Genomic DNA, 24,813 nt, shown 5'->3' with positions numbered 1-24,813 from the left:
GCGGGTTTAGGCTGTTGGTGCTGCTAGCGATTCGAGGGCGCGGATGAGGTTCTGCTCTACGCCGCTGTGGGCTGTGAAGTGCCGGTTGGGATCCTCCGTCATCACATAGACCCAGTAGAGGAAGAATAGGCCCAGCGTGACTATCGACAGTATAATGTATAGGACCGTGTTGCGGTCTGGCACGGTCTGCTCCGGCGGTTCAAGGTATACCCCGTGGCGCTTAAGCAGCTCCGAGAGCTGCCGGTAGAACATCTGCTCCCGGACCTCGTGCTCGTAGTAGTCTCTTGTGAGGAAGTGGTAGACGTAGAGCTGGGCTATCAGGCTGACAATTGTTACCGGGATTATGATGAGTATCAACCAGAGCACTGGGCTGCGGTGCGGCTCGCGGTACCTCATCTCCTGCACGATGCTCCTCATCTGGGCTATCTCGGGCTCCTGGATACCCAGTGCCTCCAGGTACTCGACAATGTTCTCGTAGAGGGCGTGCGTCCTAGCGAAATGCTTGTTCCTCCGGTCAATCCATTTGTAGACGACGTAGGCTTGCACTATTAGCCCAGCGATAAGCATGGCTAGGAACAAGAATATGGCCCCGATATCGAGCGCGAACTCGACATTGTCTCTGCTGTACTCGCCTACCGCAAAACCGGGCTCGCCATGCCTTATCTCCCACACCGGCTTAGCCTCCGAAGCAGCAAGAACGATGAATATGCCGAACATTGATGCAAGCACTATCAGTAGTGGCAGGTATGGGAGCCAGATGGGCATAACGTAGTCTGTCTCCCTGGCCCTCTCAACGAGGCTACGGATGTTCGCCAGGTAGCCCTGCGCGATACCGCTGGAAGCCAATACCAGGGGCTCACCGTGGCCCATCTATGGAATGGCTGGGGGTAAAAGTGTGGGGTGCAGTGGGGGCTCGGCTCCCCGCTTGCGCTCACAGCCTCTCCAGGGAGGCTCGCCCCTTCCAAGCCTCCTCACAGCCGCATGGCTGCCCGATGGGGCTGCGTGGTGTAGCCTCCCCCGGCTTCTGCTATGGCCTCTTCTGCGCCGAATGTCTCCTCTTGTTTAGCCGCCTTGCTTCTCCTCCTCAGGCTTACGCATTATGAGCTGGCGTACCTCCTCTCCTGCTAGCACATTGCGTAGGCTTTCTACCTTCTTCGCCTCTTCGCGGAGCTGCTGGATCCCCTTTGTTACCTCCTCTATGCTTGGGAGCTTGCCTAGTAGCTCTTCGAGCTTCTTGTTTATCTCCTCCAGCTTCTCGAGCTCGACGAGCTATGGTGGCTGGGCTGCTGCAGCACCCAGGTGTGCTGCTACTGCCTCAGCTAGGCGGGTTAGCTCGTATGGTAGGACCAGCTTTGTTGATGGTGTGTCTGCTAGCTTGGCTAGCGTCTCTAGGCCGAGGACCGTTACTGCGGCTGGGTGTAGTGCTGATGCTCCAGCTGCTAGTATCCTCAGCCTCTGGGCTTCGCCTAGCGCTCGGAGTATCATGGCCATCCTCTCGCCCTCAGCGCTGAGTATTGCTGCCCTTCTCTCCCTCTCCGCTGCCGTCTGCTCCTCCATAGCCTTCTTAACCGTGGGGCTTGGCTCAACCTCTCTTATCTCGATGCTCTCGGCCCGGACGCCCCACTTATCCGTGGCCTCGTCGAGTATGCTGCGGAGCTTAGCGTTTATTGCAGCGCGGTTGTAGGGTATCTCGTCTAGCTCCATGTCGCCTATTACGCTTCGCAGCGTTGTCTGCGCCGGCGCGACAACTGCGGTCCGGTAGTCTTCGATCTCGAAGAAGGCCTTCTTCGGGTCTATGACGCGGTAGTATATAACAGCGTCATACTACGACTGGAGAGTTGTCCCTCGTTATAACCTCCTGCTTCGGCACGTCGACTACTTGTGTGCGGAGGTCTATGCGGTATACATTGCTTATAAACGGAGGGACCCAGTGGAGACCAGGCCGCAGTATGCCCATGAACTTGCCGAGCCGAATGTAGATGTCAACCTCCCAGGGCCTAATGACCCGGATGCCTAGAGCGACAAGCGCTGATACAAGGGCTCCAAGGACTAGAGCTAGGAGAGCAGCTACACCGTTCAATGTTTGTCACGCCCTCCCAAACAGTAGGGGGAGGAAGTTCTGCACCCGTTACGTTTTCGGCTTGCTCAAGCCTTAAAACGCCCTTTCCTTCCCCTAGCCGTTTCAAGCCTCCTCTACGGGCTCGACTATCAGGTGGACACCTTCTACGCCTACTACGCGTACCTTAGTGCCGCGTGGTATGGGCTTGCCCCTGGTTGTTGCTGACCAGACATCGCTGCCTATGCGGACAAGGCCCTTGATGTTGTCTGGCCTAACCTCCCGGATGACTATACCGGTTTACCTATGAGCCCCTCGTAGCTCGTGGTTTCAACCTTGCCTGATGTGTTAGCCGGCGGTAGAGGGCCACTGTTACAGCTGATAGTGGCAGGGTGAGAACAGCCATTAGCCAGGGGCCCTACCATACGCTCGCGAGGCCTGGGAACACTATGAGCATGACTCCATAGATTATCGCTAGCGTGCCGGGTACCGCGAGCATGAAGCCTGGCACAGTTATCTCCACGAGTATCAACACTATACCAGCTATGACTAGTAGGACGCCCGCAGTGAACGGGTCCAAGGCGTCTCCAGCCCCACCCGTGGCCCACCTATTCTCTCCGGAAGGGTAAAGGACGTATAGGATGGTGCTCATGGAGCGTGCAAAGCTAGCCCCAGCCTAAGCCCCGCCCTGGCCCGCGCCCAGCCAAGCTGTGGCCATGGCTCCCCGCTGTGGTATGCGGATTAGCTCTGCTAGCTCCCCGATGAGCAAGGCGTGAAAGTGGAAAAAAGCGGGTAAGGACGGCCACCTCGTGGGCCATCCCTTTTCAGCCGTGGTGGAGGCGGCGTTTAGCCTCTTCCAGGGCCTTCTCGGCTTCGGGTATTGCCCATTCCAGGCCGAGCTTCTGGAGGGTCTCGGGTAGCGGCACGCCGTACTCCTCGTGGTAGCCCCTTAGTCGGTAGAATTCTCGCAGCGCCTCCCGCAAGTCGTCCCAGTCTAGCGCCGCCTTTACACCCTTCAGGGGGCCCTCGGGTATGGGCTCCATCCACCTCTTCGGCGGCCTGTCGCCCTCGGGGACTCTGCCTGCTAGCGCAGCGTGTATCCTTGCTAGCGCCTCCGCCCTCCAGCCCACAAGTACAAGCTCGTCAGCCTTTGCATCCCTGCCGGTCACGGCCCTGTAGATCTTCTCCACCTCCTCCCTGGTGTATGGGACGAAGCTGCATAGGCCGAGGCTGTCTAGGAGTGCTTTCCAGTCGCGGTCCCTTATCATGCTCTCAACTGTCTCCCTCGCAGGGCCCTTGCTCGGAGGCTCGTGAGGCCTCGGCCAGCCTCGCAGGTGGCTAGCACCAACATCTGCCGTGGCATAGCTCACTACGAGGCCCCGGCGGCCCCGCGGGTCCCACGCTGCCGGCTCTAGCCCCTTGACGTGTAGGGCTCGGTCGGCGCCCCTGCCGAGTATCCTTGCTGCCTTCTCGACGCCCTCCGCTAACACTGCGCCTATGCCGCGGCGCTCTGCTATCAGCTTGGCCAGCTCTGCCACCGCCTCCGGGTCGCCGAAGCGCGGCTCCCTGCCTAGCCCTGCCAGATCCTCCCTGGCCACGAGCCCGTCCTCGTAGAGCTCCATCAGCCAGGAAACGGTCTCGCCGAAGCTTATACTGTCCATCCCCAGGCTGTTCACGAGCCACTCGAGATAGGCTACACTGTCCACGTCGAGGATGCCGGCTGCGAGGCCGAGCATAGCGAGGTTCTCGTACTCTGGCTTAACAGCTATGTGCTCCAGCCCCTTCCTCCCAACCACTATGAGCTTGCTGCACTTGACAGGGCAGCCCCAGCCCCACAGGTAGCCTGCATGCTCCCGGTAGAGACTCTTCGGGGCCTCCCTCTTCAGCACCTCGCTGCAGGATAGCTTCTCGGCCTCTTCCTGGGGGAGCCAGGGCCTCCTCCAGTGCCAGCCCGGGCACATGCTTAGCCGGGCGCAGGACATTACCCCGTCGTTGGTGCCGCACCTCGCCCATAGCCTCGTAGGCTCGTCCTCCCGCACCCTCCTATAGATGGAGATGTATGTCTCCCTCCATGCGCTGGGGTCGGCCCTTTCGGGCGGCCTGCCGCCCCAGACAGCTATCGCCTTCAGCTTCTTAGCACCCATCACCGCTCCGAGACCGCAGCGTCCAGCTGCACGGAACCCATCCACCATTATGTTGGCGAAGCGTACCAGCCGCTCCCCCGCCGGCCCGATCGCCGCGACGCTAGCGCCGCTCCTAGTCTCCTTCCGGATAGCCTGGAACGTGTCCCACGTGCTGCTCCCCCAGAGGTGCCCCGCCTCCCGGATCTCTATCCTCCCGTTCTCCACGTAGATGTAGACCGGCTCATCCGAAGCTCCAAGCACTACGAGGGCGTCGAACCCCGCTAGCTTCAGCTTCGACGCGAAAACCTGGCCGGCATAGGTGTCGCAGAGTATGCCAGTGAGCGGGCTCTTAGCCAGGAACCCTATCTTCGACGCTGCAGGGGCATGGCCCGCCAGGGCGCCCGGAGCAACCACGAGCACATTAGCGTTCGGGTCCAAGGGGTCGGCGGAGGGTGGTATCAGCCGGAACCCGTAGTAGTAGAGGAAGCCCTTACCACCAATGAACAGCTCTGCCACACGCTCATCGAGAGGCTCAATCCACGTTCTCCCAGCGGATAGGTCTACAAATCCAACCCGGCCAGCATAACCCTTTAGCACCAGTTACCACCCATACGTGCAGTTTTCCACGTCTGTGAGCAGAGGGGGATTAGTTAAGCCTTATAGGGTACCATGGGATGCCGCCTCCTGAGAGCTTGTGTTGGGAATATCATGGACGATATAGCTGAAAGCCATCATATTAACACACATGGCATAACCGCTAGCCCGCCACAGCAAACTAGAATTTGAACTCCAGCCATATGCGACATGGACCCTACTCAACGCAAACCCTCTACAGTAACAATAATACCATCACCGCTGTAGTTGGCTGAACGGGTTCCACAGTATGGCATGCCAGAACAACGAATTGTACTGCTTTAGACCCATAGGCATAGTTGAAGAGGGTCTTCCGAAGCCCGAAGAACCAGAGAGAAAACGCCTCAAGAGTAAGTACGAGGTTATAGGCACCATTAGAGTGTTCGACGAGTACGTTGAGGGGCTGAAGGGACTAGAGGAATACTCGCACCTAATAATCGTCTACGTGTTCCACGAGGCGAAAGAGGCTAGGCTAAAACTCAAACACCGCGTTACTGGAAGAGAGCTGGGCATCTTTGCTACCAGATATCCCCCAAGACCAAACCCCATAGCTGTGTCTGTCGTAGAGCTTGTCGAGCTCAGAGGCCCAAGGCTAAGGGTTAGAGGTATCGACGCGTGGACGGGAACCCCAGTTCTCGACATAAAGCCCTACGACTACTATGACATTGTTAAACGGCCGCGTGTCAGCCGCGACTTCCTAGAGGAGTGGGAGAGGAAAAGCAGCCTCTACTCGCAGCTTGTACCCTGGCTTGGACCATGCTAGCACAGTACACATGTATTCACAGGTAAGTGTATTGGGCAAAGCTATGGGTGCCTATCCTCGTAGCACTCTTGTATCTGATGCTGCTGAGCTAATCCCAGTATTCGGCCGACGCGAGAAAGGCTTATGCTCAGTGACTACGTTAGGTATCATTGACTATTATTTGATGCCTTGCATTTAAGCAGTGGTAGCGGTGAACCGCTACCCCGTGGCCTGGCAAGGCTTACCCCGAGGGCTTTCCTCTCTCCGGGCCCGACTAGTGTCGCACCGGGAGAATGGTATATGAAGCCTGGACGATACTAATCTTCCCCGGGTGGATCATAGGGTTGGAAGGTAGCAGTATAGTTTTCCGGGTGAAGCTATCAAGCAAGGGCGCGGTATACTTGCCCCGGGATGTGCTGAGGCGCCTCGGCCTCCGCGAGGGCTGCGAGCTGCTCCTCCATCTCGAGGGCAGCCGTATAGTGTTGACGCCAGTGTACGATCCGCTGGAGCTGGCGCTGAAGGGTCCAAAGTATGCTCGCGTAGCTTTTGAAGAGTTTGAGGAGTGGAGCGAGAAATGGCAGCAAGAACAGCTGGAGGGGTAGTGCAACGCGTACTCCTCGACACTAGCTACATACTGCCAACCCTCGGCGTCGATGTGGAAGGTGTAAAACCGGTACTCGAGAGGCTAAAGCTGCTCCGGAGCCGGGGGCGTGTGGAGCTCTACTACTCAGACTTCTCGCTGCTGGAAGCACTAGCCAAGGCTGTGAAGCTAGGTGTGCCCGAGCACGTGGTAGAGCAGGGGATTACAGCGATAGCAGCAGGCTATGCCAGGGCCGACCCGGATATTAGGGCGTGGCTCCTCGCTGCAAGGCTCCGCAGGGATGGCCTCCGAGACCTTATAGACGCGCTAATCTACGCTACAGCCTTCACCAAGGGCCTCCACCTGCTAACCCGGGACGTCAAGCTCCTAGAATTCCTCGAGAAGCATGGCTACCCGACAAACACGATACTGATAGAAAGCCAGTTCTTAAAAGGTTAGAGATATATTAAACCATTCAATCATGTCTGTCACGGGTGTTGACGGCTTCATGCCGGGCTAGCATTGAACGTCCAGGCAATACATTAATACCCAAGAATGCTCAGGTGAAGAGTAATCAGCTCACCATTCACCACCACGTAGTGGGCAGCTATATCGCCATGTTCAGGAAGCTGTGTAAGGGGCCTTACAGTGCTAGGCGGTAACCTAACACCAAACGACGCGCCATACCCCTCCCAGAGGGGGCATCCGGCCAGGAAGCCACGCCACGTATGTGCCACTATCACTAACCTAACTTTACTAACTTTTATGCTAGTATTATCTGTCCTGAGAAGCAAGCCTACTATGTCAACGCCTGGGAGCTGCTAGACAGTGGCACAGCCACTACGCTCCCGTGGGTAACTAGGCGCATGGACTGTCCGGCACATGCGCGACCGCGGCACGAGAGTTGCTAGCTAACCGTTGTGTTAACGATTACCGGAACACACTCTACGCTGGCAAGCACTCTACACCTCTCCAGGGTTCGTACTTGCCGCAGATCGGCATCTATGTTGGTACGTCGGGGTGGCTCTACGACTGGAACCTGGAGGGCTCGCTGGACTGGTATGTGCGGCATAGTGGGCTTAACGCGGTGGAGCTTAACGCGTCGTTCTACAGGTTCCCCTTCCCGAGCCAGGTTGCTTCATGGGCCCGGCGGGGCCGGGAGCTACGCTGGGCCGTCAAGGTCCACCGGAGAATAACCCATGTGCACCGGTTGAACCCGAACGCGCTGGGTGTCTGGGAGAGGTTCCACAAGCTCTTCAAGCCCCTCGACAGCCTCGTGGACTTCTACCTGTTCCAGCTCCCCCCGAGCTACCGGGCCACCAGCGAGAACATTGAGAGGCTTGAGCGGTTCGCAGCCGAGGCCGGGCTCGGGGAGAGGATGGCCGTAGAGTTTCGGCACGAGAGCTGGTTTGAGAACGGTCTAGGCGTAGAGGTTTGCCGGAGGATAGGCGCCACCTTTGTCTCGGTGGACTCCCCCATAGGCGTCTACATAGCGGCGAGTAACGATACTGTCTACCTCCGGATGCACGGTAGAGTATTGTGGTACGCTCACAACTACACGGACGAGGAGCTGCTCGAGGATGCCAAGCGCGTACTAGCCCTGAACCCCAGGAGGATCTACGTATTCTTCAACAACGACCACGACATGCTCGAAAATGCTAGAAGAATGCTCAAACTACTCGTGGAGCTTGCCAAGCAATCCTAGGCAGGGGCTAACAGCTCGCCCAGGCGCTACGCCCCCTGGAGGACTGGAGCCTTAACAGCATGGATACCCGACACGGCCCGGGGCGAGGGGAGCGCCTGGCGGCGCCACGATAGGGTTTAGGGTGATAGTGAGGCTGGGCAAGCCTATGGAGGTCGAATACTACCGCCACGTATGGATGTCGGAGTATGTGCTACACGGTTATGATAAATGGGGTTGGGGCAGAGCTGTGTGACGGGGCAGCCTTCTTCTTGCTCAATTTCTCCCTGGGATGGGTTTGGCAATAGTTTCCATACACTATGCAAAACATGTAAGTGGGAATATACAGGTGGGCATATGTAGTGGCTTACTTGCAGCCCTCCTCTGTGTTACTCTCCAGCCAGGGGAGGCGTCGTTTATGGCGCAGTTTATAGATAATGTGGAGGCTGTTTCCCGTGGATTGATAGAGATGGCTATTTCCATTCTAACACGTGATTTGCCTGAGAGTCTTGCGAGAATTGTAGGTTAGAGGCGGGCTGCGCTGCTGGCGGCCATGATAGCTGAGGCGGGGGCGGAGCGGGGCTTTAGAACGTTCGGCGCTATGGCCGGGTTTAAGCCGGAGGAGCTGTCTCTCGAGGAGCTGCTCGGGGTTTTCCTACTCAGCCCTGATGGTGTGCAGCGTCACCCATTCCAGATCTTCAAGAATCTACGCTGCGAAGACAATGGATGTAGGCTTGAGCTGGCCAGGTGTGAAGGGAAGCCCCTGCTTACATACTCTGTACACATGGAAGCCCTTGTTGGCGTGTTAAGGGCTGCCGGTAAAGGGCAAGATTCGTGCCAAGCCATACCGACAAGGCGTGCAGGAGCGTCGACTACGTAGTATATCTTGACGAGCACACATGCACTGTCAACGTGGTAGCTTGTAGGGGCTAGCAGGTTCTTCGGCTATACTGCTCTGCGCGGCCACGGCTTTCGCCCATAGTCGCCTGTTATCTAGCTGGGATTCTGGATAGTTATGGTTGGTGAGGGTGTAGCTTCCTCGCAGCTGGCATAGCTGCTGGATGCTGCTGTTTGCGTATGGGATGTGTGGCGTTGGCTTTCACGCTGCTGCCTCGGCTGGGGCTCGCATGCCACAGTATGGCGTGAAGTCTCAGCTCGTATTTGCAAGCTGCTAGCCGGGCGCTGTGGTCTGTAGAGGGCCTATGGCATACAGCGGGAGGAGTTGCAAGATGGCTAGTCGTGGTACTGACGGGCCACCCTGGTAACAGTTCTGTTATGCATTTAGCTATGTATAAAATGTTCCATCATGAATGGAATATCTTCTTGGGAGAGCGTGTCCAGGTTGCAACGCGCAGAGGGTGCCTCCTACATCCCGGTTCTGAGGGAAACCTTGGAGCTGCGGTTCCATGGGCGTGGCGGGCAGGGCGCTGTTACCGCTGCAACACTGCTGGTTCAGGCAGCTCTTGTTGAGGGTAAGTGGGGCCAAGCGATACCCAGCTTTGGTGCTGAGAGGCGTGGAGCCCACGTACTAGCATTTGCCAGGATAGCTCCAGGGCCGGTGCCGCTGCACAGCATGGTGCGGAAGCCCCAGGTCCTAGTAGTGCTTGATCCCGGCCTGCTCGCCATTGAGAGGGACCGGGTCCTCTCCGGGTTCCAGCCCGGCGGCAAGATAGTAGCGAATCTCCCCGAGCCCGTGGATCTGGGTGTGCACGCCACGCTCTACTACGTTAACGCTACCCGTATCGCCAAGGAGCTAGGCCTGGTCGTGGCCGGATGGCCGGTGGTGAATACAGCGATGCTCGGCGCCCTGGCGAGGGCTACGGGCCTCGTCTCCATAGACTCTGTAGTCGAGGCGATAAAGTCGTACTGGAGCTCTAGTCCAAAGATCGCCGAGGCGAACGCTGAGGCGGCGAGGAGGGCCTACGAGGAGACACGCATGGTCCAGCTCGCGGGGAGGGAGGTGGCCTAGGCCGTGTCCGGGGCCCGCAGGAGTGGGCTCGTAGCCGTGGTGGATCCGGCGGGGCACCCGCTGCCCCTCTCAACGGGCTCGCCGGGTGCCATGGGTAGGACTGGTACGTGGAGGACTGAGAGACCAGTAGTAAACGTTGAGAAGTGTGTTTGGCTGTTACATGTGTTGGCTCTACTGCCCCGAGCACGTGATAGAGATGGCTGCGGGGAGGGGGCCGCGAGGCCAGGACATTCCCGTGATAGACTACGAGTACTGTAAGGGCTGCGGTGTATGCGCCCAGGTCTGCCCCGTGAAGGCCATAAGCATGGTTTCCGAGGAGGAGTTCCTCAAGAAGATGCAGGAGCAGGGGTGATCCCTGGCTATGGGTAGGCTCATGGCTATGCGTGGCAACGACGCTGTAGCCTATGCAGTAAAATACGCCCGCGTTGAAGTCGTCGCAGCATACCCTATCACGCCGCAGACCATCATCGTGGAGAAGATAGATGAGCTAATAGCGAAGGGTGAGATGGACGCCGAGATGATACACGTGGAGAGCGAGCACAGCGCCCTAGCAGCAACCTACGGCGCAGCCGTGGGTGGTGTTAGAGCGTTCACTGCAACGTCCAGCCACGGCCTAATGTACATGTACGAGATGCTCTGGTGGGCAGCTGCAAGCAGGATACCCGTGGTAATGGCCGTCGTAACCAGGGCCATAGGCCCGCCATGGAACATCCATGTTGAGCACGCGGACATCCTCGCTACGAGGGATACTGGCTGGCTAATATCGATGAGCGAGAACAACCAGGAGGTATTCGACCTCACGATAATAATGTTCCGTGTCACCGAGGACCCGCGGGTCTACCTGCCAGGCATAGTGGGTCTTGACGGCTTCATACTCAGCCACACCGTGGAGCCCGTGGAGCTGCCCGACCAGGAGACTGTTGACGCGTTCCTGCCGCCCAGGAGGCAGCCATACACCATGGAGCCCGGTAAGCCGATTGCGATGGGCAACATATTCCCCGACGAGACATTCGAGGAGATGAGGATGGACATGCACCGCAGCATGCTAGAGGCGAAGAAGGTTATAGCTGAGGTCGGCAGGGAGTATGGCAAGCTCACCGGCAGGTACTACGACAAACTGGTGGAGTGCTACCGGTGCGAGGACGCCGACTACATAATCGCTGGCATGGGCTCCTGGATGGGTGACGCCAAGATAGCAGCGGACATGCTACGGGAGAAGGGTATCCGTGCCGGCGTACTCCGGCTGCGTTGGGTGAGGCCGTTCCCCTGGGAGGAGGTGAGAGAGGCAGCGATATCGAAGAAGGCTGTGATAGTCCTGGACCGCAGCGTATCCTTCGGCCAGACGGGCCCGCTATTCCTAGAGCTTAGCGCGGCCCTAGAAGCCAAGCCCAGCATGATAGGTGTGCCTGCAGGCGTCGGCGGCGTAGACATATCATACGAGGACATAGCTGCTATTGTCGAAAAGGCTTTAGCGGAGGTCGAGGAGAAGGGCCGGGTCTACATACCATCGCTCTGGTACCACCTAGGCAAGTTCTACCCAATCATGCACGGCGAGGAGGTTTTACCCTTCCCAAAGGCCTAGAGTGTGGAGGTGAACCCGCGTGGCTGTTAACTTGAGGACGCTACCCAAGAAGAGGTATGTGCTGCCAGGTACAGCGGCGTGCCCCGGCTGCCCAGAGGCTATGGGGCTACGCTTCCTCGGCATGGCCCTGGGCGAGAAGGCTGTCCTGGTCGTCCCAGCAGGCTGCACATCCGTCATCCAGGGCCTCGGACCAAAGCAGGCAACGAATATGCCGATACTAAACATAGTCTTCGCCGCTAGTGCTGCCACAGCCAGCGGGCTCTCCCGCGCACTGAAGAGGAGAGGCGTCGATGCCCAGGTGGTGGTGTGGGCTGGCGACGGCGGCACGGCCGACATAGGCTTCCAGGCGCTTAGCGCTGCGGCGGAGAGGGGCGAGGACATCATATACATCTGTGTGGACAACGAGGCCTACATGAACACTGGCATCCAGAGGAGCGGCTTGACACCCTATGGCGCCTGGACAACCACGACCCACACCGGCAAGCGGGAGTCGAAGAAGCCGATGCCCCAGATAGTAGCTGCGCATAGGGTGCCATACGTAGCCACGGCGAGTGTTGGCTATCCATGGGACTTCATAGCAAAGCTGAGGAAGGCGGCGAGCATCCGTGGCTTCAAGTACATACACCTCCACGCCCCGTGCCCGGTGGGCTGGAGATTCGACCCCGGGCTAACAGTCCACATAGCAAAGCTAGCAGTGGAGACGGGCGCCTGGATACTCTACGAGTACGAGAACGGCAGGCTCAAACTCAACCCGCCAAGCAACAAGCTCATAGACCCGTCGAAGAGGAAGCCGGTGGAGGAGTACCTCAAGCTGCAGGGCCGCTTCCGCCACTTCAAGCCAGAGGACGTACAGAGGTTCAAGGAGGATATTGAGAGGAACTGGCAGGAGATAATAGCGATACTGAAGGCACAGGGAGACCTAAAGTAGGCCACCACACACTACACTTTTTTCGCCACTGGCGCAACCGCGAACACGGTCAAGTCGAGCGGCTTCATCCTACCCGTCACCTGTACAGGCTCCCCGCCAAGTTCTTCGAGCCAGTCAGCTAGCCTGCCAAGCTCGACATAGACATCAGCCATGGCAGCATTCTCGATACTGCCTCCACGGCAGAGGAGGCGGCTAGCACTGCTACAGAGCGATACGCCAGCAATATCAGCCAGGTAGACAGCCATGGGCTGCACGGGTGGCGGAGCCCTGGGCGGAAGCACGAGGAGGAGACGAACCCACCCCCGCCCAGCCGCTGTGTCTGTGGCGGGCCTGCAGTCCTCGGCTAGGTGCGTCTCCGCGTTGAGCACGACATCGCCATGCTCTACACGTACTGTTGCGCGGCGTGCGCCAAAACCTTCAAGCCTGCTGTCGAGTTCGCTGAGCCGCCAGGCATCAATATAGTATGCTTCGCCGCTAAGCCTAGCGTCACGGCGTCCACTGCCCGGCAGCAGCACGCTACAGTCACGCAGCTCAAGCCCTACAGCAGATATTCTACCAGCAAAAATGCTGCCAGCCATTAGGCCGTGAAGCTTACCACCATAAGCCAGGTCTCCGGAAGCAAAATACAGTACACGGATAACCATACCCCTACACACTCCATGCAAGGCATCGTAAACAGCAACACTATGGCGTAGCTCCCTAGTACCCGTGTACTCGGAGCAGAAGCAAGCCTAGCCAAACTAATAAGGATACCATCCCGGCCCAGCATCTAGCTAGGTTTCCGCTACGACGCAGTGCCAGACCATTTATTGTTTAGTGGTACCAGCCCTCCTGCGGTCAACAGCTCGAAGCGCTGGGAGACCCGCATGCATAGAGAATAATTCGCCTTAAAAACCTCCTAGGCCTGGTGTAGCTGTCTCAGCCACCAGTTACCCTTAGGGATCTAACTACCCTGCTGCTGCTCCTGCTTCTTACCCTTTCCCTTCTTGCCCTCTTTTCTGCCCTTTGCCATTCTGCCCACCTGCCTCTCGGCCGGATTTCTCTATGTCTACTGGAGCGCTATATCCTAGCGTGTATCACTACAATGTTGTGGCTAGATCGAGGCGCCTAGCTTGGAGTAGCATGTTGTGATGCTACACCTGGTAGGTGGAGTTGTATTGTACTATATGCTACTTGTACGTGCATCGTTGAACCTTGTTTTAACCCCGTCATTGCTTAGGGTGCTGGTGAGGGTGTGGGAGTTTGTCTGATAAGATAGCTGAGGAAGAGATTGCAAAGAACCCTAAGTTCATAATGTTTAACCTGCTTCGGATACTGAAGTTCTTCTACTCTTTTAAAGAGCTAGAGAAAATGCTAAACATACCATCCCAAGTATTGTGGAGATATACCACGTTGAGAGTAACACCCGAGAAAGAGACAGCACAAAAGATAATCGCGAAAATAAATGAGCTGAAACTAATAGAGAAGGCCGTCTCAAAGACCATTACAGGTAAGTGGGAGCTATGGGAGATCTTCAGGAACCCCGGCATACTCGAGCTTGCCGCATTAAAAATCGTTAACGAGTTTAAGAAGAATAGGATAGATGTGGTGCTCCCCGCCCCCGATCCCTACTCTATAGCGTTGGGGTCGATTATAGCTGCGTATTTGAGGGCTAGACTGTGCATACCCGTACGCATGTTCCCGCCAGGCAACAGCCTTGTGGAGGTATACATGCCAGCCCCAAACATGCTAGATGTAGCTGCCATACCACGCTCCTGCATACCTAGAAAGTCTAAGGTGCTAATCGTAGCAGCTACCACGGAGAACCAATCGCTAATCGAGGCTGCGGTAAACCTCGCACTAAAAAGCCGCGCCGAGATAAGGGGCCTATTCTCGCTTGAAGGATCAAGGGACGCTATGAGGAGAATGCTAGCTGAAAGAGGGCAGAATGACTCCAAAATACTCGTCCTAGTTGAAGCCGCAGAATCCGCCTAAAGCCTTTAGCGCATACTTTTATCTCCACAGCCTAGGGATGCGCCTCCCTGTAGTAGGAGGTTCCGGCCCAGCACCGCTGGGGGTTCTTGGCAGAAACAGGGTAGCTTCTTGCGGAATTCCTTGCTGGCCTGAAGAGTTGAAAGAGGATTGCAGCTAGTTGTTATACCATGTATTAGTCCTCGTAGCCGTATGCTTTCCGTAGCCTCCTTGCCGCCTCTGCTAGGTTCTTCAGCTTGGCCTTGGCGATCTCTCTTGGGAGGCGTTTGAGGCCACAGTCTGGGTCTAGGTAGATCTTCTCTGGTGGGAGTATGTCGAGCTTCATTAGGCGCTCGACGTCGGCTACGATCTCGTCCACGGTTTCTACGCGGGTTGAGTGGACGTCTATCACGCCGTAGCCTAGCTCCTTGTCGAAACCGTACTCTTTGAGGTATGGTAGTAGCTTGAAGTCAGAGTTCTTGAACTCGAAGTCTACCTGGTCCACGGGGAACTCGAGGATGTATGGTATCAGCTTCTCGATCCTGCCGTAGCAGATGTGGATTATCTTCTTCGCCTCGACACCCTTGAAGAGTATCTCGAGCGCCTCCTTCACCAGTTCAGCCTCCTCCTTGCGGGGCCTGGCGGGGAGGGCGGGCTCGTCGACTTGGATGTACTGGGCGCCCCTCCGGACGAACTCCTCTATCTCCCTCCGGAGCACCTTTGCAAGCTCCAGTACCAGCTCGCGCCGGTCGCCGTAGTGTAGGTCGAAGCTCCAGTCAGCCATAGTGTAGGGGCCGGTGATGATCGCCTTTACTGGGCGGCCCTGGGAGATGCTCTGGGCGTACTCCCAGTCCATGACAGCCATTGGTGCGACGTACTCGAGCCTTGCGGTTACCACGGGCTTCCTGAAGTACTCGTTGTCGAAGACGCGGACCCAGTCCCCTATCTCGTAGCCCTGGATCCTCTCGGCGAAGTATACTACCATGTCCTCCCTGCTCTGCTCCCCGTCGCTGATTATGTCTACGCCGGCCTCGAGGTAGTCCTCGACAACGCTCCTTATGGCGGGTTTGACCCGTTCATGGAATTCCTCCTCGCCTATAACGCCTTTCTTCCGGAGCTTGATAGCCTCCAGAGCCTCCGGCATCTTCGGGTAGCTGCCCACCACGGTTACGGGGAACGCGCGGGGCACCCGGTAGGCCAAGGCTTAGCCCCTCAACCCTCAGCCCCGCATGCAGGGGGGTTTAGTCGGTGCCTCTACTCCGGTGCCCTAGTGCCTCACGTAGCCTCCGGAGGGCCTCTACGAGGAGGCTGTGTGAGAGCGGGGAGGAGACGAGAACGCCGTCTACCAGGCCGCGGAGCCCGAGAACAAAGTCAAGCATCTCCTCCACGGTGAAGACTGGCTGGTGGCCACTGAGGAGCTTGGCTAACTCGCCCACCCGGTTCTCGGGGGCAACCACGACGTAGGGTATGACGCGGATGCCCCTCCGGCGGGCCTCCCGTATCGGGGGCCGGTCGAGCTGCCCCGGCTCCCAGAGCCTTGTGGCGAGGACGAAGTCCACGGGGAGGCTGAGCCTCGACGCTAGCTCCTCGTCGCCCCGCGCGAGGCTGAGTATGACGCCGAGCCTTAGCCCCTCAGCGCCCTCCCAGCCCCGGAGAAGCTTGACGCCATACTCTGTTGAGACCTGGCCGACATGCTTACCGTAGACCGGCGGGTCGCCCTGTAGAAGCACGAGCCCTTGAACGCCGAGGAGCCTGGCGGCGCCGGCGAGGGAGAGCAGAGCATTGGCGTTAATGTCTGCAAGCCTTATGTTCGCGACGACGCGCAGTCCGCGGAGCGCCAAAAACCCGGCAACGCCAAGAGCATGGGCGACAGGTATGCCCATAGGCGAGTCAGGCACGTCGATATAGTCGGCTAGGCCGTGCAACCTCCCGGCTAGCTGCGAGAGCTTCTTGCGGCTCCGCGACGGCGAAACCTCAGCCCACAGCTCCAACCCAGCAGCCACCCCAGCTAGCCTTGCTGAGCACCCTGCAGCCCCGCAGCGGGGCACGGCGTACACTTGTACGCTGGGCGGCACCTAGTCCCGAATACGCCTAATCAAGCTTTCCCACCTCTAAAACAGTTTATCACTGATAAAATGCGCGGAGAACACTAGCTCCGCGGCGGGCAGCACTCCGAGCGTCACGGGCTACAGCGGTGACGTGGGCAACTGCCTAGCGGCTCGGCGATATAGCTTGTGGCGGGTGGTGGCTGCCGAAAACACCGGGCAAGGAGGCCCCACGGTAGAGCCATGGTGGATGCGCGGCGCTACTATGCCGGCTATACGCTGCTGCATCGCGTGCAGAGGCTCGAGAGGCTGGGCAGCGCCGTCAGCTCCAGCGGGCTACCCGCATCAAGCAGGGCTCTTACACGGAGCACGTGGCGCTCATCGCCTAGTACTGCATGTACAATTGTCTCACGCCCCTTCTCCTCGTAGCAGCAGCTTTTGAGCAGCCTCCGGTACTCCTGGAGGGCGCTCATGAGCCTAAAGAGGTTCATAGGGTTCAGCATGCTGAGAGGGCTTCGGAACGCCCTGAACACCATGGCTATTTCGCGGCCCAGCCTATTCATGAGGCCGCAGTCTCCCTCCACGGTAACGCGGCCCCTAACAGAGCTGGGGAGCTCCAGGCCGTACATCCTAGCTAGCTCCTCGAGGCTCCCCTCGAAGCAGGCGGGCCCGCCCACACCCTGCACCAGATACTCCATCGGGAATTGAATAGTATAAGCTTTGCTGTACACCCCCAAGCCTGTACACGATGGCTCTACTATGCAGTGGCACTGGTGCATGGATGTGGGGATGGCGGCGGGGTAGTGGCTGCCTAGGCTCCCTCCTCGAGCCTCCTCGCGAGGTGGCCTAGGTGCCTGGTCTTCGCGATGGCGTGCTGCTGTGGTATGAGGTCTAGTGGTGCTGTCGTTGTTAGTGCTAGCCTATCCGGGCTGCATAGCTCCTTTGCTGTCTGCAGGGCCTTCTCCACCCTCTCCACAGGCTCCAGATAGATGCTACGGGCATCCACGGCACCCACAGCTAGGCCCTCGGGGCAGGCGATCTTTACTGCCTCGCGGAAGGTCTCCGGCCTATCAGCGTAGTCTAGCGCGAGGTACTGTGCCTTTAGCACTGCTAGCTCCTTTGCTACCTCCTTGCTGGGCGGGTGGTAGTAGATTGATACGATGAGCTTTGAGGGGTCGGGGAAGTACTTGGAGAGGAGGTCCACGAGGAGCCCGGCGTGCTCCGGCCTGGCATCGATATCGCCTAGCAACGGCTCGGCGACCTCCACCACGGAGGCGCCGGCCTCCAGGGCCCTCCTGGCCTCTTCGCCGAGGATGCGTGCTATCTCCCTTGCAGCCTCCTCCATGCCGCCGAACACGCTGGTATCGGAGAGAGCTGCGAAGGTCACCGGCCCGGGCATGAAGACCTTCACGCCGGCACCGCGGGGGGCAATCTTTGAGAGGAATACTGCACGCTTAGCGAGCACATAGTACTTCGGATCGGGCTTACCCGTAAACACCGGGACACGGTAGAAGAAGTTGTTGTCGAAGAACCTCGCGAGACCACCCACAGCAACGCCACGCCAGGCCTCAACGAAGGGCCGGAGCAGGTCGTGCCACGCCAGAGCAGGGTCAGACACGTAGGTCAGCCCAGCACCAGCCTGAACACCGACAAGCATTGCCTCCTCAAGCCCGATAACAGCCTCGGCCTCGCCCCAGCCCACGCCACCGCGTTCAAACTCCCTCAAAACCTTCCGTGCACCAATGCCGCGCGAGTAGCCGCCAAGCACAAACACGTCCACAGCCATCCACCCCTACCAACCAGCTATCAAGCCTCACCCGCAACACGCCAAGACAACCAGCTAAAAAAGGGTTACACACAACCAATCAGCCCCCCAGCAGGGCAGGCTGCGGAGCAACCCCACGGCAACCCATCGCCCAGGGGTTAAACCCTCGCCATCCTGATCCGGGCTGCTCGCACAGGGCGGACGAGCCTGAGCTACATAGGGTTTAGCCTAGCGTGCTGCAGTACTCCCGGGGTTTCGGGGCCTAAAGGATGTCCTTCAGCATTCTCGTCACGGCCTCGACTATCTTCCCGCCCTGGCTCTGTTGGTAGTAGTGTATGACTGCTACTCGGTCCTTGCCCCCCGCCTCGTAGCCCATGGCGCGTGCCCTGGCGGCTATCCAGCCCACCATGTGTTTCCGGCTCCTCACGTACACCATTCCCTTGCCGAGGTTTGGTATCCAGTGCTGTACGATAACCACGCTGTCGGGGTGCTCCCTGGCTAATATGCGGCCAACCTTTGGTGTCACCAGCGCGTCCACCGCGACCTCGGTGGCTATCACTGCTCCCTCCCGTATAGCATTCGCCTCAGCATCCCGCAGCGCCTCCCCCACCAGTTCCCGGAACCTCCTACGAGCCTCCATGAGCCTCGGGTCGTCCAGAACGGCTGCGAGGCCCTTCGCCGCCAGCAGCTCCACCGCGTGGTCTATGCATGCCGTGTCTAGGAGGGGGTAGCAGGAGTCAACAGCCTCCACAGCCTTCAGCAGCTCGGCCAGCCCGAACCCCTGCATCCTCTCCAGCTCCTCCACCAGCTGGGCCCACCGTGTCTCGGTGAATCCTGGGAGGTCGCTGACAAGGCCTACAAGGGCCAGGTCGAGGTGCTCCCGCCCAGCACCGAGCAGCCATGCCAGGAGGAGGCTCGTGGAGGGATACTCGTCCTCCCCGCCTAGCCCCAGGGCTACCGGGTTGCAGCAGGCTATGCCGCCGGGGCACTCGGCGCGGTGGTGGTCAATGTAGACAATACTGGTTGCGCCTAGGGCCTGTGCAGCCGCGGGGAGGTGCTGCGGCACGCCATAGTCCACCACGACCAGCCCAGCGGCACCCCTCAGCGGCGCCTGGCCCGTAACAGCCTCGGCGCTGTAGAAGCCTATACGGGGCACTAGGCGCCTCCTCCAACCCATGATCCTCTCGAGAAGCGCCGCCGATGCGATACCATCAGCGTCCCAGTGGTGCACCAGCAGCGGCTCCCCAAGCCCATCGAGGAGGCTGCGACACCAGGCCAGAGCATCCACCGGCGCGGCACCCCGAAGCAGCACTATCTGGTGAGCATAGCTCCCCGAGGAGAGGAGGAGGAGGAGGACCCGGACTTCAAGCCCCCTTAGGCGGTTTATGGGGTTGCGGCCTCTACATCCCCGCTGGGACACCCCAGCCGGCATGCCCGGCAGAGCTGCTTGCTACAGCTATGCGATCTGCATGAAGAATGTCGGAATCCGAGCTAGGCCTTCCTGGGCCTCGGCGCAGCCTACCGGGAGGTCGTCGCACTGGCTTAGGGCTGGGATGTGCTGCTAGCGTAGCAGCTCCCTAACACTGTCCCGTAGCTCTTGGAGCAGCTGGCCCAGAGGCTTGGTGTCGCTGCATGTTAGCTTGTACCTTATACAGTTGCGGCCCAGGAACCGGCAGTCCTGCTCCCACTTGATGCAGCGCAGCCTTCGCTCCAGCTCTCCCATGAGCTCGAGAGGCTGTAGAATCATCTCGAGCAGCCTTCTGATCCCGGCCCAGGGCCTGGGGGTGCTGTGCTGGGCATGCATGGCTTCCAGGGCCCCGCCCCGCTCCCACCACTTACCCTATCGTAGACGGGTTCTTCTCTCTACCCTCCAGTTTCAAGTCTACACGGTAGATGTACTTGTACGGGGCGTAGTCCAACACCTTGACGATCCTGGCTACCTCGCCGACCGTGATCCCCTCAGCTGCCTCCTCGGGGCTCGAAGCCACGGTGTAGAGGTGGATGGTGCAGCCCCTGGGGCTGCAGAGCTTCAGTGCTGCGGGTAGGTACTGCTTGGAGCTGTGTGGCAGGTTCATGATTATCCTCGTGAACACGGGCCTTAGCAGCTCTGGGAGCAGCGCCGCGTCAGCCATCACTGGGATTATCGGGGTCTTCAGCTTCCCACGGTTCCTCTCCAGGGCCCTGGCAAGCGTTGCTATGGCCCAGGGGTTGGCGTCGTTCGCTACTACTAGCCTCGCCCTGCCCAGCTTGCTGATTACTAGTGGGAAGCCTCCCCACCCGGCGAACATGTCCAGCACGGTGTCGTCCGCGGCTGTCATCTCCGCGACGCGCATGTGCTCGGTGGCTAGCCGTGGGTTGATGTAGACCCTGCCCAGGGGGATCGGGATCTCCAGGCCGTGCTCGCGGTAGACAACCTCTTCCAGCCTCTCGCCCGCGAGGTGTACGAGGCGCTGGACCCGGTACTCGCCCTCCGTAGCCTCCTTACCGTAGACGGCCCGGACGCCGGGGATGCGGAGCAGCTGCTCTGCCACCTCCCTCTCCCGGCCCCTCACCCTCTCGTCCAGCGAGACGATGGCTACCGGGCCTACGAGGACGTAGGAGACGGGCGGCTCCACCCTCTCCACGTGGAGGCATTCGGCTTCGATGAGCTCGGCTAGGCCCCGGCACGCTGATAGCAGCTCCTCCCTGAGCATCCTCGCGGAGCCTGTATCCGCTACGGGGAATGCTGGTAGCCTGGCCCTGGCTGGCGGCGAGGTGGGGCGTAGGTTCTTAGCCCGTAGCCCATGCTTTTTCAGCTCGGCGCGTACGGTCTCGCCGCATCTCGGCTCCGTTACTAGCAGCGTGCAGTTGCCTGGTGGGCCTGGGTTGCTCCGCAGGGTCGCCATATACGCGAGGCCCGACCGTAGGGAGGCGCTGGAGCTGGCTAGAGAGGCTTACCGCCGCTTGAGGGAGGCGGGGGCGGAGGCCTTCTACGATGCCTCGATAGCCGGGCTGGTCGGGGGCCCCAGCACCGACGTGCGATTCGACGACGTGGACGGCGTCGTGGTGATTGGCGGTGACGGTACGCTGCTCCGGCTCCTCCAGCTCCTGGGCTCCAAGACGCCGGTGCTCCACCTGGTGAGGCTCGGCCGGAAGGCGTTCTTCTTCGACGAGGAGCCCGGAGAGGCCCTCGACAGGATCGGGGACTTCGTTGCGGGGCACTTTGAGGTCGAGCAGCGGGTGAGGCTCCACGTTGAGGTGCAGGGTGTGCCGGTCTACGCTTTCAACGAGGCCGCTGTGCTGGGGTCGGGCTCCAAGATACTGGTTGTGAGGGTTCGGGCCGGCGACGACACGGTGTATGAGAGGCTTGAGGGTGACGGCCTCATAGTTGCGACGCCTATGGGGAGCACCGCCTATAGCTACAGCGCGGGCGGCCCCGTCCTCTACCTCGACCTGGACGCGGTGGTGTTGACCCCGGTGAACCCCCTAGACCGGCGGTATGGGAGCGTGGTGGTTCCCGGGCGGCCGGGGGTGGAGGTAGAGCTTATACACGCGACCAGGCCGGCCAAGCTGATAGTGGATGGTGTCTACGAGAAGCTGCTGTCCCGCGGGGCCGTGGTGAGGGCTTGCCTGTGCGGGCCGCCGGTGAGGATAGCCCGGTACCGGGGGGTGAGGAGGCTGAGGACGCCCTGGAGCTAGTCTACGTGCTCGACACGACCGCGTTCATAGCCAGGTGGCCCCTCTACGCGCCGAGGGGCAGGATGTACACTACGAGCCTCGTCCTGGGCGAGGTCCGGGACCCGTCTAGCAGGGAGGGCCTGGAGCTGGCGCTGAGCCTCGGCAGGGTCGAGGTCCGCGACCCCTCCCCGGGGAGCATCCGCAGGGTGGAGAAGCTCGCGGCGCGGCACGGGCTCCACGTCTCGCTCAGCAGGACCGACCTCAGCGTCCTGGCACTGGCGCTCGAGCTGGCTGGGGAGGGCCGCCGTGTCGTGGTGGTCACTGACGACTATAGCGTCCAGAACCTGGCCGCGCTGCTCGGCCTGGAGTACCGGAGCCTCCGCACACGGGGTATAAGCAGGGTGGAGGACTACGAGGCTGTCTGCCCAGCGTGCGGCTACCGGTCCCGGAGGCCGGGTGAACGGGTATGCCCCGTGTGCGGAACCCCGCTATCCAGGAGGAGGACATCCAGGAGGACATCCGGGCGCCGCCCCAGCTAGACTATGATGCTGGGCTGCTGCGGGAGCTGCGCAGGGTCTACGGCGGAGCCCTAAGCGCGGCGCTCCAGGCGATACTGGAGCCCCCCGCCAGGTACTACGTCCGGGTAAACGTGCTCCGGGCTGACCCCGGCACGGTGCTCGACGAGATGAGGGCCCAGGGCCTGGAAGTCTATGCTGACGAGGAGCTGCCGGAGGCCCTGTGGCTCCCGGTCCGGGGGCCCGTGGAGCCCCGGGACACCGGGTGCAGGCTAGTGGTCGACAAGAGGGCCGCCGAGAGCATCATGCTGGGCGCGAACGTGTACGCCCCCGGCGTCGTAGCGCTGGACGAGGCGTGCGCCAACCCCGGAGCAGAGGTCACAGTAGTCTCGGAGAACGGCGTACCCGTCGCCAACGCCGTGCTAGCCGAGGACTACCGCCGTGCAATGGAGGAGGGGAGGGGCCTCGTAGCGGTCAACGTCCGGCCCCGCTACCGGGTGCCAAGCCTCCGGGACACCGTGTGGTGGCGCCGGGGCGTCATCTACGAGCAAAGCCTCCCCTCCATGTACGCGTCCAGGATCCTAGACCCGGAGCCCGGAGCAGTTATAGTGGACATGTGCGCAGCCCCCGGAGGCAAGACAAGCCACATCTACGAGCTAGTAAGGGGCGAGGCAAGGATCATCGCCGTAGACCACTCCGCCAGGAAGACCGAGAGGATGAGAATGGAGCTAGGCCGGCTCGGCCACACCCGCATAGAGGTCATACGGGCTGACTCCAGATACCTCGACCGCATCCTCGGCAGCGGGGTCGCCGACTACGTGCTCCTAGACCCCCCATGCACAAGCCTAGGCGTAATCCCCAAGATCTACGACCGTAAGACACTCCGAGACGTCGCCAACACCGCGGAGTACCAGCGCCAGTTCCTCCGCGCAGCAGCCAAGCTGCTCAAGCCAGGCGGAGTACTAGTCTACTCAACATGCACCATGACACTAATGGAGAACGAGGAAAACACACAATACGCCATAGAGAAGCTAGGCCTAAACCCGGAGGAACCACAATACCACAGGTTCAGCAGAGGCCTAAACCAGGCATGGTACGCACAGCGCAGCCACCCACACGTACACCGCACAACAGGCTACTACATAGCACGCCTACGCAAGAAACCATAACCCAACACCCCATGATGAACTGATGGGCCCCAGACCCCCACAGAAAGGGGGGCATGAAGAAATCCTTGGGCACTGAACCCCCACAACACACCCACCACAGCAATCCCACCCACAAAACACACCACCAACCCAACACATAGCAAACCTGTTCCAGAACCCTTTACAACGCGCATCCTACAGCTAGTTGTTTTGTCCCACTATGTTCTCCTATCCTGTGTTGTGGGTGTCCATTGCTGTCAGAGTTTCTTGCAATTCTATATATGTCTTCTTGCGAACATACACGTGGCGGAACTGCAAGTGTTCTTGCATTGCTCCATGCAAACCCATACAAATCCATGAGAACACATTCCAACCCCAAATCCATAGCCACAAGTACGCCCCCAGGAAACCAAAAGAAATAAAACAGCCACAAAACCGGGAGAAAACCCGGACCCCCAACTCAACAGAGAAACCCCAACACCCCCACAGTGCAGAACAACTCAAAAGAGAATTGCAAGGCAGCTCTCCACGTTGCAGAGTTTAAACTTCAGCTTGCTGAACAACTCAAAAGAGAATTGCAAGCAAGGGCTTTAACGCCCCTCCATTTGTTGCCAACCTTCTTCGAACAACTCAAAAGAGAATTGCAAGTCATTGAAGACTATGTAGAACTGCTGCATCGTTGTGCACTCATGGTCTTGAACAACTCAAAAGAGAATTGCAAGTGGACGCCTCGTCCTTGCTGCTGTAGCGCAGCGAGATGTAGGAACAACTCAAAAGAGAATTGCAAGCGAACGGTATGCTTGTCTCGTGGTGGTCTACGTGGAATATCGAACAACTCAAAAGAGAATTGCAAGGCTCAGTGTCTTTATCGCTGCATCGGGGTTTCTAACGTGAACAACTCAAAAGAGAATTGCAAGCCTCCAGAGCCTGGCTGGCGGGTAGTCTGTCTCGTTTCTCAGGGTCTGAACAACTCAAAAGAGAATTGCAAGGTTTGCATTCCATCATGAATATGCCGTTGTATTCGATGACTATGAACAACTCAAAAGAGAATTGCAAGCCTCTATGTAGCTCTCTCCTGTTGTGTACTCAATGAATGATGTGAAGAACAACTCAAAAGAGAATTGCAAGTGTATTGATCTGAAACTCGACCCTTACCATCCCTCTCACCGGTGAACAACTCAAAAGAGAATTGCAAGCGCTGGGCTCCCATTTGACCGCTATGCGGGTGAACGGGCTCTGAACAACTCAAAAGAGAATTGCAAGCAAGCGCATGATGAGCCACCTCATGCAGGTCTTTTTTCAAGAACAACTCAAAAGAGAATTGCAAGATCTATCAAGATGCTGATACTACCTTCTTCTATGATTCTACTAAGAACAACTCAAAAGAGAATTGCAAGTGTATCGTCTCCTGCATCTCCCTCAGCCGCTCCTCGAACATC

At 59.0% G+C, this 24,813-nt stretch carries 26 protein-coding genes, 1 pseudogene and 1 CRISPR repeat array (1 of these 28 only partly in view); of the genes and pseudogenes, 13 read left to right on the top strand and 14 right to left on the bottom strand.

Going from position 1 to position 24,813, the window contains the following annotated elements:
- Window positions 1-6: 6 nt before the first annotated feature.
- The 6 genes from HBUT_RS03885 to HBUT_RS03870 all read right to left on the bottom strand — a co-directional run bounded on the left by HBUT_RS03885 (window position 7) and on the right by HBUT_RS03870 (window position 4,776).
- On the bottom strand, window positions 7-846 hold the full coding sequence (locus HBUT_RS03885; protein ID WP_048061451.1) for a DUF4234 domain-containing protein: 840 nt from the start codon (window positions 844-846) through the stop codon (window positions 7-9).
- A 423-nt stretch (window positions 847-1,269) separates the two neighbouring features.
- Window positions 1,270-1,770, bottom strand: a complete 501-nt coding sequence (locus tag HBUT_RS10005) for an SPFH domain-containing protein (protein WP_267195218.1) — start codon at window positions 1,768-1,770, stop codon at window positions 1,270-1,272.
- 49 nt (window positions 1,771-1,819) lie between these two features.
- Window positions 1,820-2,080: an SPFH domain-containing protein gene (locus HBUT_RS10000; protein WP_011821910.1), complete on the bottom strand. Its 261-nt coding sequence runs from the start codon at window positions 2,078-2,080 to the stop codon at window positions 1,820-1,822.
- A 102-nt stretch (window positions 2,081-2,182) separates the two neighbouring features.
- Window positions 2,183-2,302, bottom strand: a complete 120-nt coding sequence (locus HBUT_RS10130) for an NfeD family protein (RefSeq protein WP_420804949.1) — start codon at window positions 2,300-2,302, stop codon at window positions 2,183-2,185.
- 172 nt (window positions 2,303-2,474) lie between these two features.
- Entirely contained in the window at window positions 2,475-2,636 is a 162-nt protein-coding gene (locus HBUT_RS09510) for a hypothetical protein (protein WP_153801382.1), read from the bottom strand.
- Between the two features lie 244 nt (window positions 2,637-2,880).
- Window positions 2,881-4,776 carry an aldehyde ferredoxin oxidoreductase family protein gene (locus tag HBUT_RS03870; RefSeq protein WP_011821909.1) on the bottom strand — a complete coding sequence of 632 codons (1,896 nt, stop codon included), beginning with the start codon at window positions 4,774-4,776 and terminating at the stop codon, window positions 2,881-2,883.
- 286 nt (window positions 4,777-5,062) lie between these two features.
- On the opposite strand from HBUT_RS03870, the gene tsaA reads away from it, so the two are divergent.
- From tsaA to porB, 9 genes and pseudogenes are all read left to right on the top strand, one after another.
- Window positions 5,063-5,575: a tRNA (N6-threonylcarbamoyladenosine(37)-N6)-methyltransferase TrmO gene (tsaA, locus tag HBUT_RS03865; RefSeq protein ID WP_011821908.1), complete on the top strand. Its 513-nt coding sequence runs from the start codon at window positions 5,063-5,065 to the stop codon at window positions 5,573-5,575.
- A gap of 323 nt (window positions 5,576-5,898) precedes the next feature.
- Window positions 5,899-6,156, top strand: coding sequence for an AbrB/MazE/SpoVT family DNA-binding domain-containing protein (locus HBUT_RS03860; protein WP_052287748.1), 258 nt, complete (start codon window positions 5,899-5,901; stop codon window positions 6,154-6,156).
- Entirely contained in the window at window positions 6,129-6,593 is a 465-nt protein-coding gene (locus HBUT_RS03855) for a PIN domain-containing protein (protein ID WP_048061450.1), read from the top strand. The genes HBUT_RS03860 and HBUT_RS03855 overlap by 28 nt, the downstream gene beginning before the upstream one ends.
- Window positions 6,594-7,119: 526 nt before the next feature.
- Window positions 7,120-7,839, top strand: coding sequence for a DUF72 domain-containing protein (locus tag HBUT_RS03845; RefSeq protein ID WP_011821905.1), 720 nt, complete (start codon window positions 7,120-7,122; stop codon window positions 7,837-7,839).
- 529 nt (window positions 7,840-8,368) lie between these two features.
- Window positions 8,369-8,695, top strand: a complete 327-nt coding sequence (locus HBUT_RS03835) for a hypothetical protein (protein WP_048061447.1) — start codon at window positions 8,369-8,371, stop codon at window positions 8,693-8,695.
- Window positions 8,696-9,157: 462 nt separating this feature from the next.
- On the top strand, window positions 9,158-9,784 hold the full coding sequence (locus tag HBUT_RS03830; protein WP_011821904.1) for a 2-oxoacid:acceptor oxidoreductase family protein: 627 nt from the start codon (window positions 9,158-9,160) through the stop codon (window positions 9,782-9,784).
- Between the two features lie 90 nt (window positions 9,785-9,874).
- A pseudogene (locus HBUT_RS03825) lies at window positions 9,875-10,136 on the top strand (4Fe-4S binding protein).
- Window positions 10,137-10,145: 9 nt separating this feature from the next.
- A complete protein-coding gene (locus HBUT_RS03820; RefSeq protein WP_011821902.1) occupies window positions 10,146-11,366 on the top strand; it encodes a transketolase C-terminal domain-containing protein in 1,221 nt (406 codons plus the stop codon).
- A gap of 19 nt (window positions 11,367-11,385) precedes the next feature.
- The gene (porB, locus tag HBUT_RS03815) at window positions 11,386-12,294 is read left to right on the top strand and encodes a pyruvate synthase subunit PorB (protein WP_011821901.1); all 909 of its coding nucleotides are present in this window, start codon (window positions 11,386-11,388) and stop codon (window positions 12,292-12,294) included.
- An 11-nt stretch (window positions 12,295-12,305) separates the two neighbouring features.
- Here porB and HBUT_RS03810 read toward each other — a convergent pair whose 3' ends face one another.
- Window positions 12,306-12,938, bottom strand: coding sequence for a hypothetical protein (locus HBUT_RS03810; RefSeq protein WP_011821900.1), 633 nt, complete (start codon window positions 12,936-12,938; stop codon window positions 12,306-12,308).
- A 598-nt stretch (window positions 12,939-13,536) separates the two neighbouring features.
- Between HBUT_RS03810 and HBUT_RS03805 the strand changes: the two genes are divergently transcribed.
- A complete protein-coding gene (locus HBUT_RS03805; protein WP_011821899.1) occupies window positions 13,537-14,268 on the top strand; it encodes a hypothetical protein in 732 nt (243 codons plus the stop codon).
- Window positions 14,269-14,440: 172 nt separating this feature from the next.
- On the opposite strand, the gene HBUT_RS03800 is transcribed toward HBUT_RS03805, so the two are convergent.
- The 7 genes from HBUT_RS03800 to HBUT_RS03770 form a co-directional block, all read right to left on the bottom strand.
- Window positions 14,441-15,445, bottom strand: a complete 1,005-nt coding sequence (locus HBUT_RS03800; RefSeq protein ID WP_011821898.1) for a methionine synthase — start codon at window positions 15,443-15,445, stop codon at window positions 14,441-14,443.
- 40 nt (window positions 15,446-15,485) lie between these two features.
- A complete protein-coding gene (locus tag HBUT_RS08885) occupies window positions 15,486-16,235 on the bottom strand; it encodes a hypothetical protein (protein ID WP_052287747.1) in 750 nt (249 codons plus the stop codon).
- A 326-nt stretch (window positions 16,236-16,561) separates the two neighbouring features.
- Complete coding sequence (locus HBUT_RS03790; RefSeq protein WP_011821896.1) at window positions 16,562-16,966, bottom strand: hypothetical protein; 405 nt, start codon at window positions 16,964-16,966, stop codon at window positions 16,562-16,564.
- A gap of 134 nt (window positions 16,967-17,100) precedes the next feature.
- Entirely contained in the window at window positions 17,101-18,069 is a 969-nt protein-coding gene (locus tag HBUT_RS03785; RefSeq protein WP_048061445.1) for a hypothetical protein, read from the bottom strand.
- 247 nt (window positions 18,070-18,316) lie between these two features.
- Entirely contained in the window at window positions 18,317-19,486 is a 1,170-nt protein-coding gene (locus HBUT_RS03780; RefSeq protein WP_011821894.1) for a single-stranded-DNA-specific exonuclease RecJ family protein, read from the bottom strand.
- Window positions 19,487-19,615: 129 nt separating this feature from the next.
- The gene (locus HBUT_RS03775; RefSeq protein ID WP_153801381.1) at window positions 19,616-19,801 is read right to left on the bottom strand and encodes a hypothetical protein; all 186 of its coding nucleotides are present in this window, start codon (window positions 19,799-19,801) and stop codon (window positions 19,616-19,618) included.
- Window positions 19,802-19,889: 88 nt separating this feature from the next.
- Window positions 19,890-20,939, bottom strand: a complete 1,050-nt coding sequence (locus HBUT_RS03770) for a class I SAM-dependent methyltransferase (RefSeq protein WP_011821893.1) — start codon at window positions 20,937-20,939, stop codon at window positions 19,890-19,892.
- Between HBUT_RS03770 and HBUT_RS03765 the strand changes: the two genes are divergently transcribed.
- Genes HBUT_RS03765 through HBUT_RS03755 form a run of 3 tightly spaced genes read left to right on the top strand, consistent with a single transcriptional unit; the run spans window position 20,920 to window position 23,395 of the window.
- Window positions 20,920-21,732: an NAD(+)/NADH kinase gene (locus HBUT_RS03765; RefSeq protein ID WP_011821892.1), complete on the top strand. Its 813-nt coding sequence runs from the start codon at window positions 20,920-20,922 to the stop codon at window positions 21,730-21,732. The genes HBUT_RS03770 and HBUT_RS03765 overlap by 20 nt on opposite strands.
- Complete coding sequence (locus HBUT_RS03760) at window positions 21,666-22,250, top strand: NOB1 family endonuclease (RefSeq protein WP_228546789.1); 585 nt, start codon at window positions 21,666-21,668, stop codon at window positions 22,248-22,250. The genes HBUT_RS03765 and HBUT_RS03760 overlap by 67 nt, the downstream gene beginning before the upstream one ends.
- The gene (locus HBUT_RS03755; protein ID WP_011821890.1) at window positions 22,178-23,395 is read left to right on the top strand and encodes a PUA domain-containing protein; all 1,218 of its coding nucleotides are present in this window, start codon (window positions 22,178-22,180) and stop codon (window positions 23,393-23,395) included. The genes HBUT_RS03760 and HBUT_RS03755 overlap by 73 nt, the downstream gene beginning before the upstream one ends.
- 472 nt (window positions 23,396-23,867) lie before the next feature.
- Window positions 23,868-24,813: direct repeats of the CRISPR family, unit length 25 nt; unit sequence GAACAACTCAAAAGAGAATTGCAAG; it runs 2,237 nt beyond the window's last position.

Origin of the sequence: Hyperthermus butylicus DSM 5456 (assembly GCF_000015145.1) — an archaeon.
Lineage (GTDB): Archaea > Thermoproteota > Thermoprotei_A > Sulfolobales > Pyrodictiaceae > Hyperthermus > Hyperthermus butylicus.
Note: the sequence above shows the minus strand (reverse complement) of the source record. Positions and strands in the feature narration are given on the sequence as shown.

Bases quoted from the DNA above. Each gene is read 5' to 3' on its own strand.
- HBUT_RS03810 (WP_011821900.1), bottom strand. From the start codon at position 12,938: ATGGTTATCCGTGTACTGTATTTTGCTTCCGGAGACCTGGCTTATGGT.
- HBUT_RS03770 (WP_011821893.1), bottom strand. From the start codon at position 20,939: ATGGCGACCCTGCGGAGCAACCCAGGCCCACCAGGCAACTGCACGCTG.
- tsaA (WP_011821908.1), top strand. From the start codon at position 5,063: ATGGCATGCCAGAACAACGAATTGTACTGCTTTAGACCCATAGGCATA.
- HBUT_RS03780 (WP_011821894.1), bottom strand. From the start codon at position 19,486: ATGCCGGCTGGGGTGTCCCAGCGGGGATGTAGAGGCCGCAACCCCATA.
- HBUT_RS03835 (WP_048061447.1), top strand. From the start codon at position 8,369: ATGATAGCTGAGGCGGGGGCGGAGCGGGGCTTTAGAACGTTCGGCGCT.
- HBUT_RS03820 (WP_011821902.1), top strand. From the start codon at position 10,146: ATGGGTAGGCTCATGGCTATGCGTGGCAACGACGCTGTAGCCTATGCA.
- HBUT_RS03775 (WP_153801381.1), bottom strand. From the start codon at position 19,801: ATGATTCTACAGCCTCTCGAGCTCATGGGAGAGCTGGAGCGAAGGCTG.
- HBUT_RS03855 (WP_048061450.1), top strand. From the start codon at position 6,129: ATGGCAGCAAGAACAGCTGGAGGGGTAGTGCAACGCGTACTCCTCGAC.
- HBUT_RS03755 (WP_011821890.1), top strand. From the start codon at position 22,178: ATGCCCCGTGTGCGGAACCCCGCTATCCAGGAGGAGGACATCCAGGAG.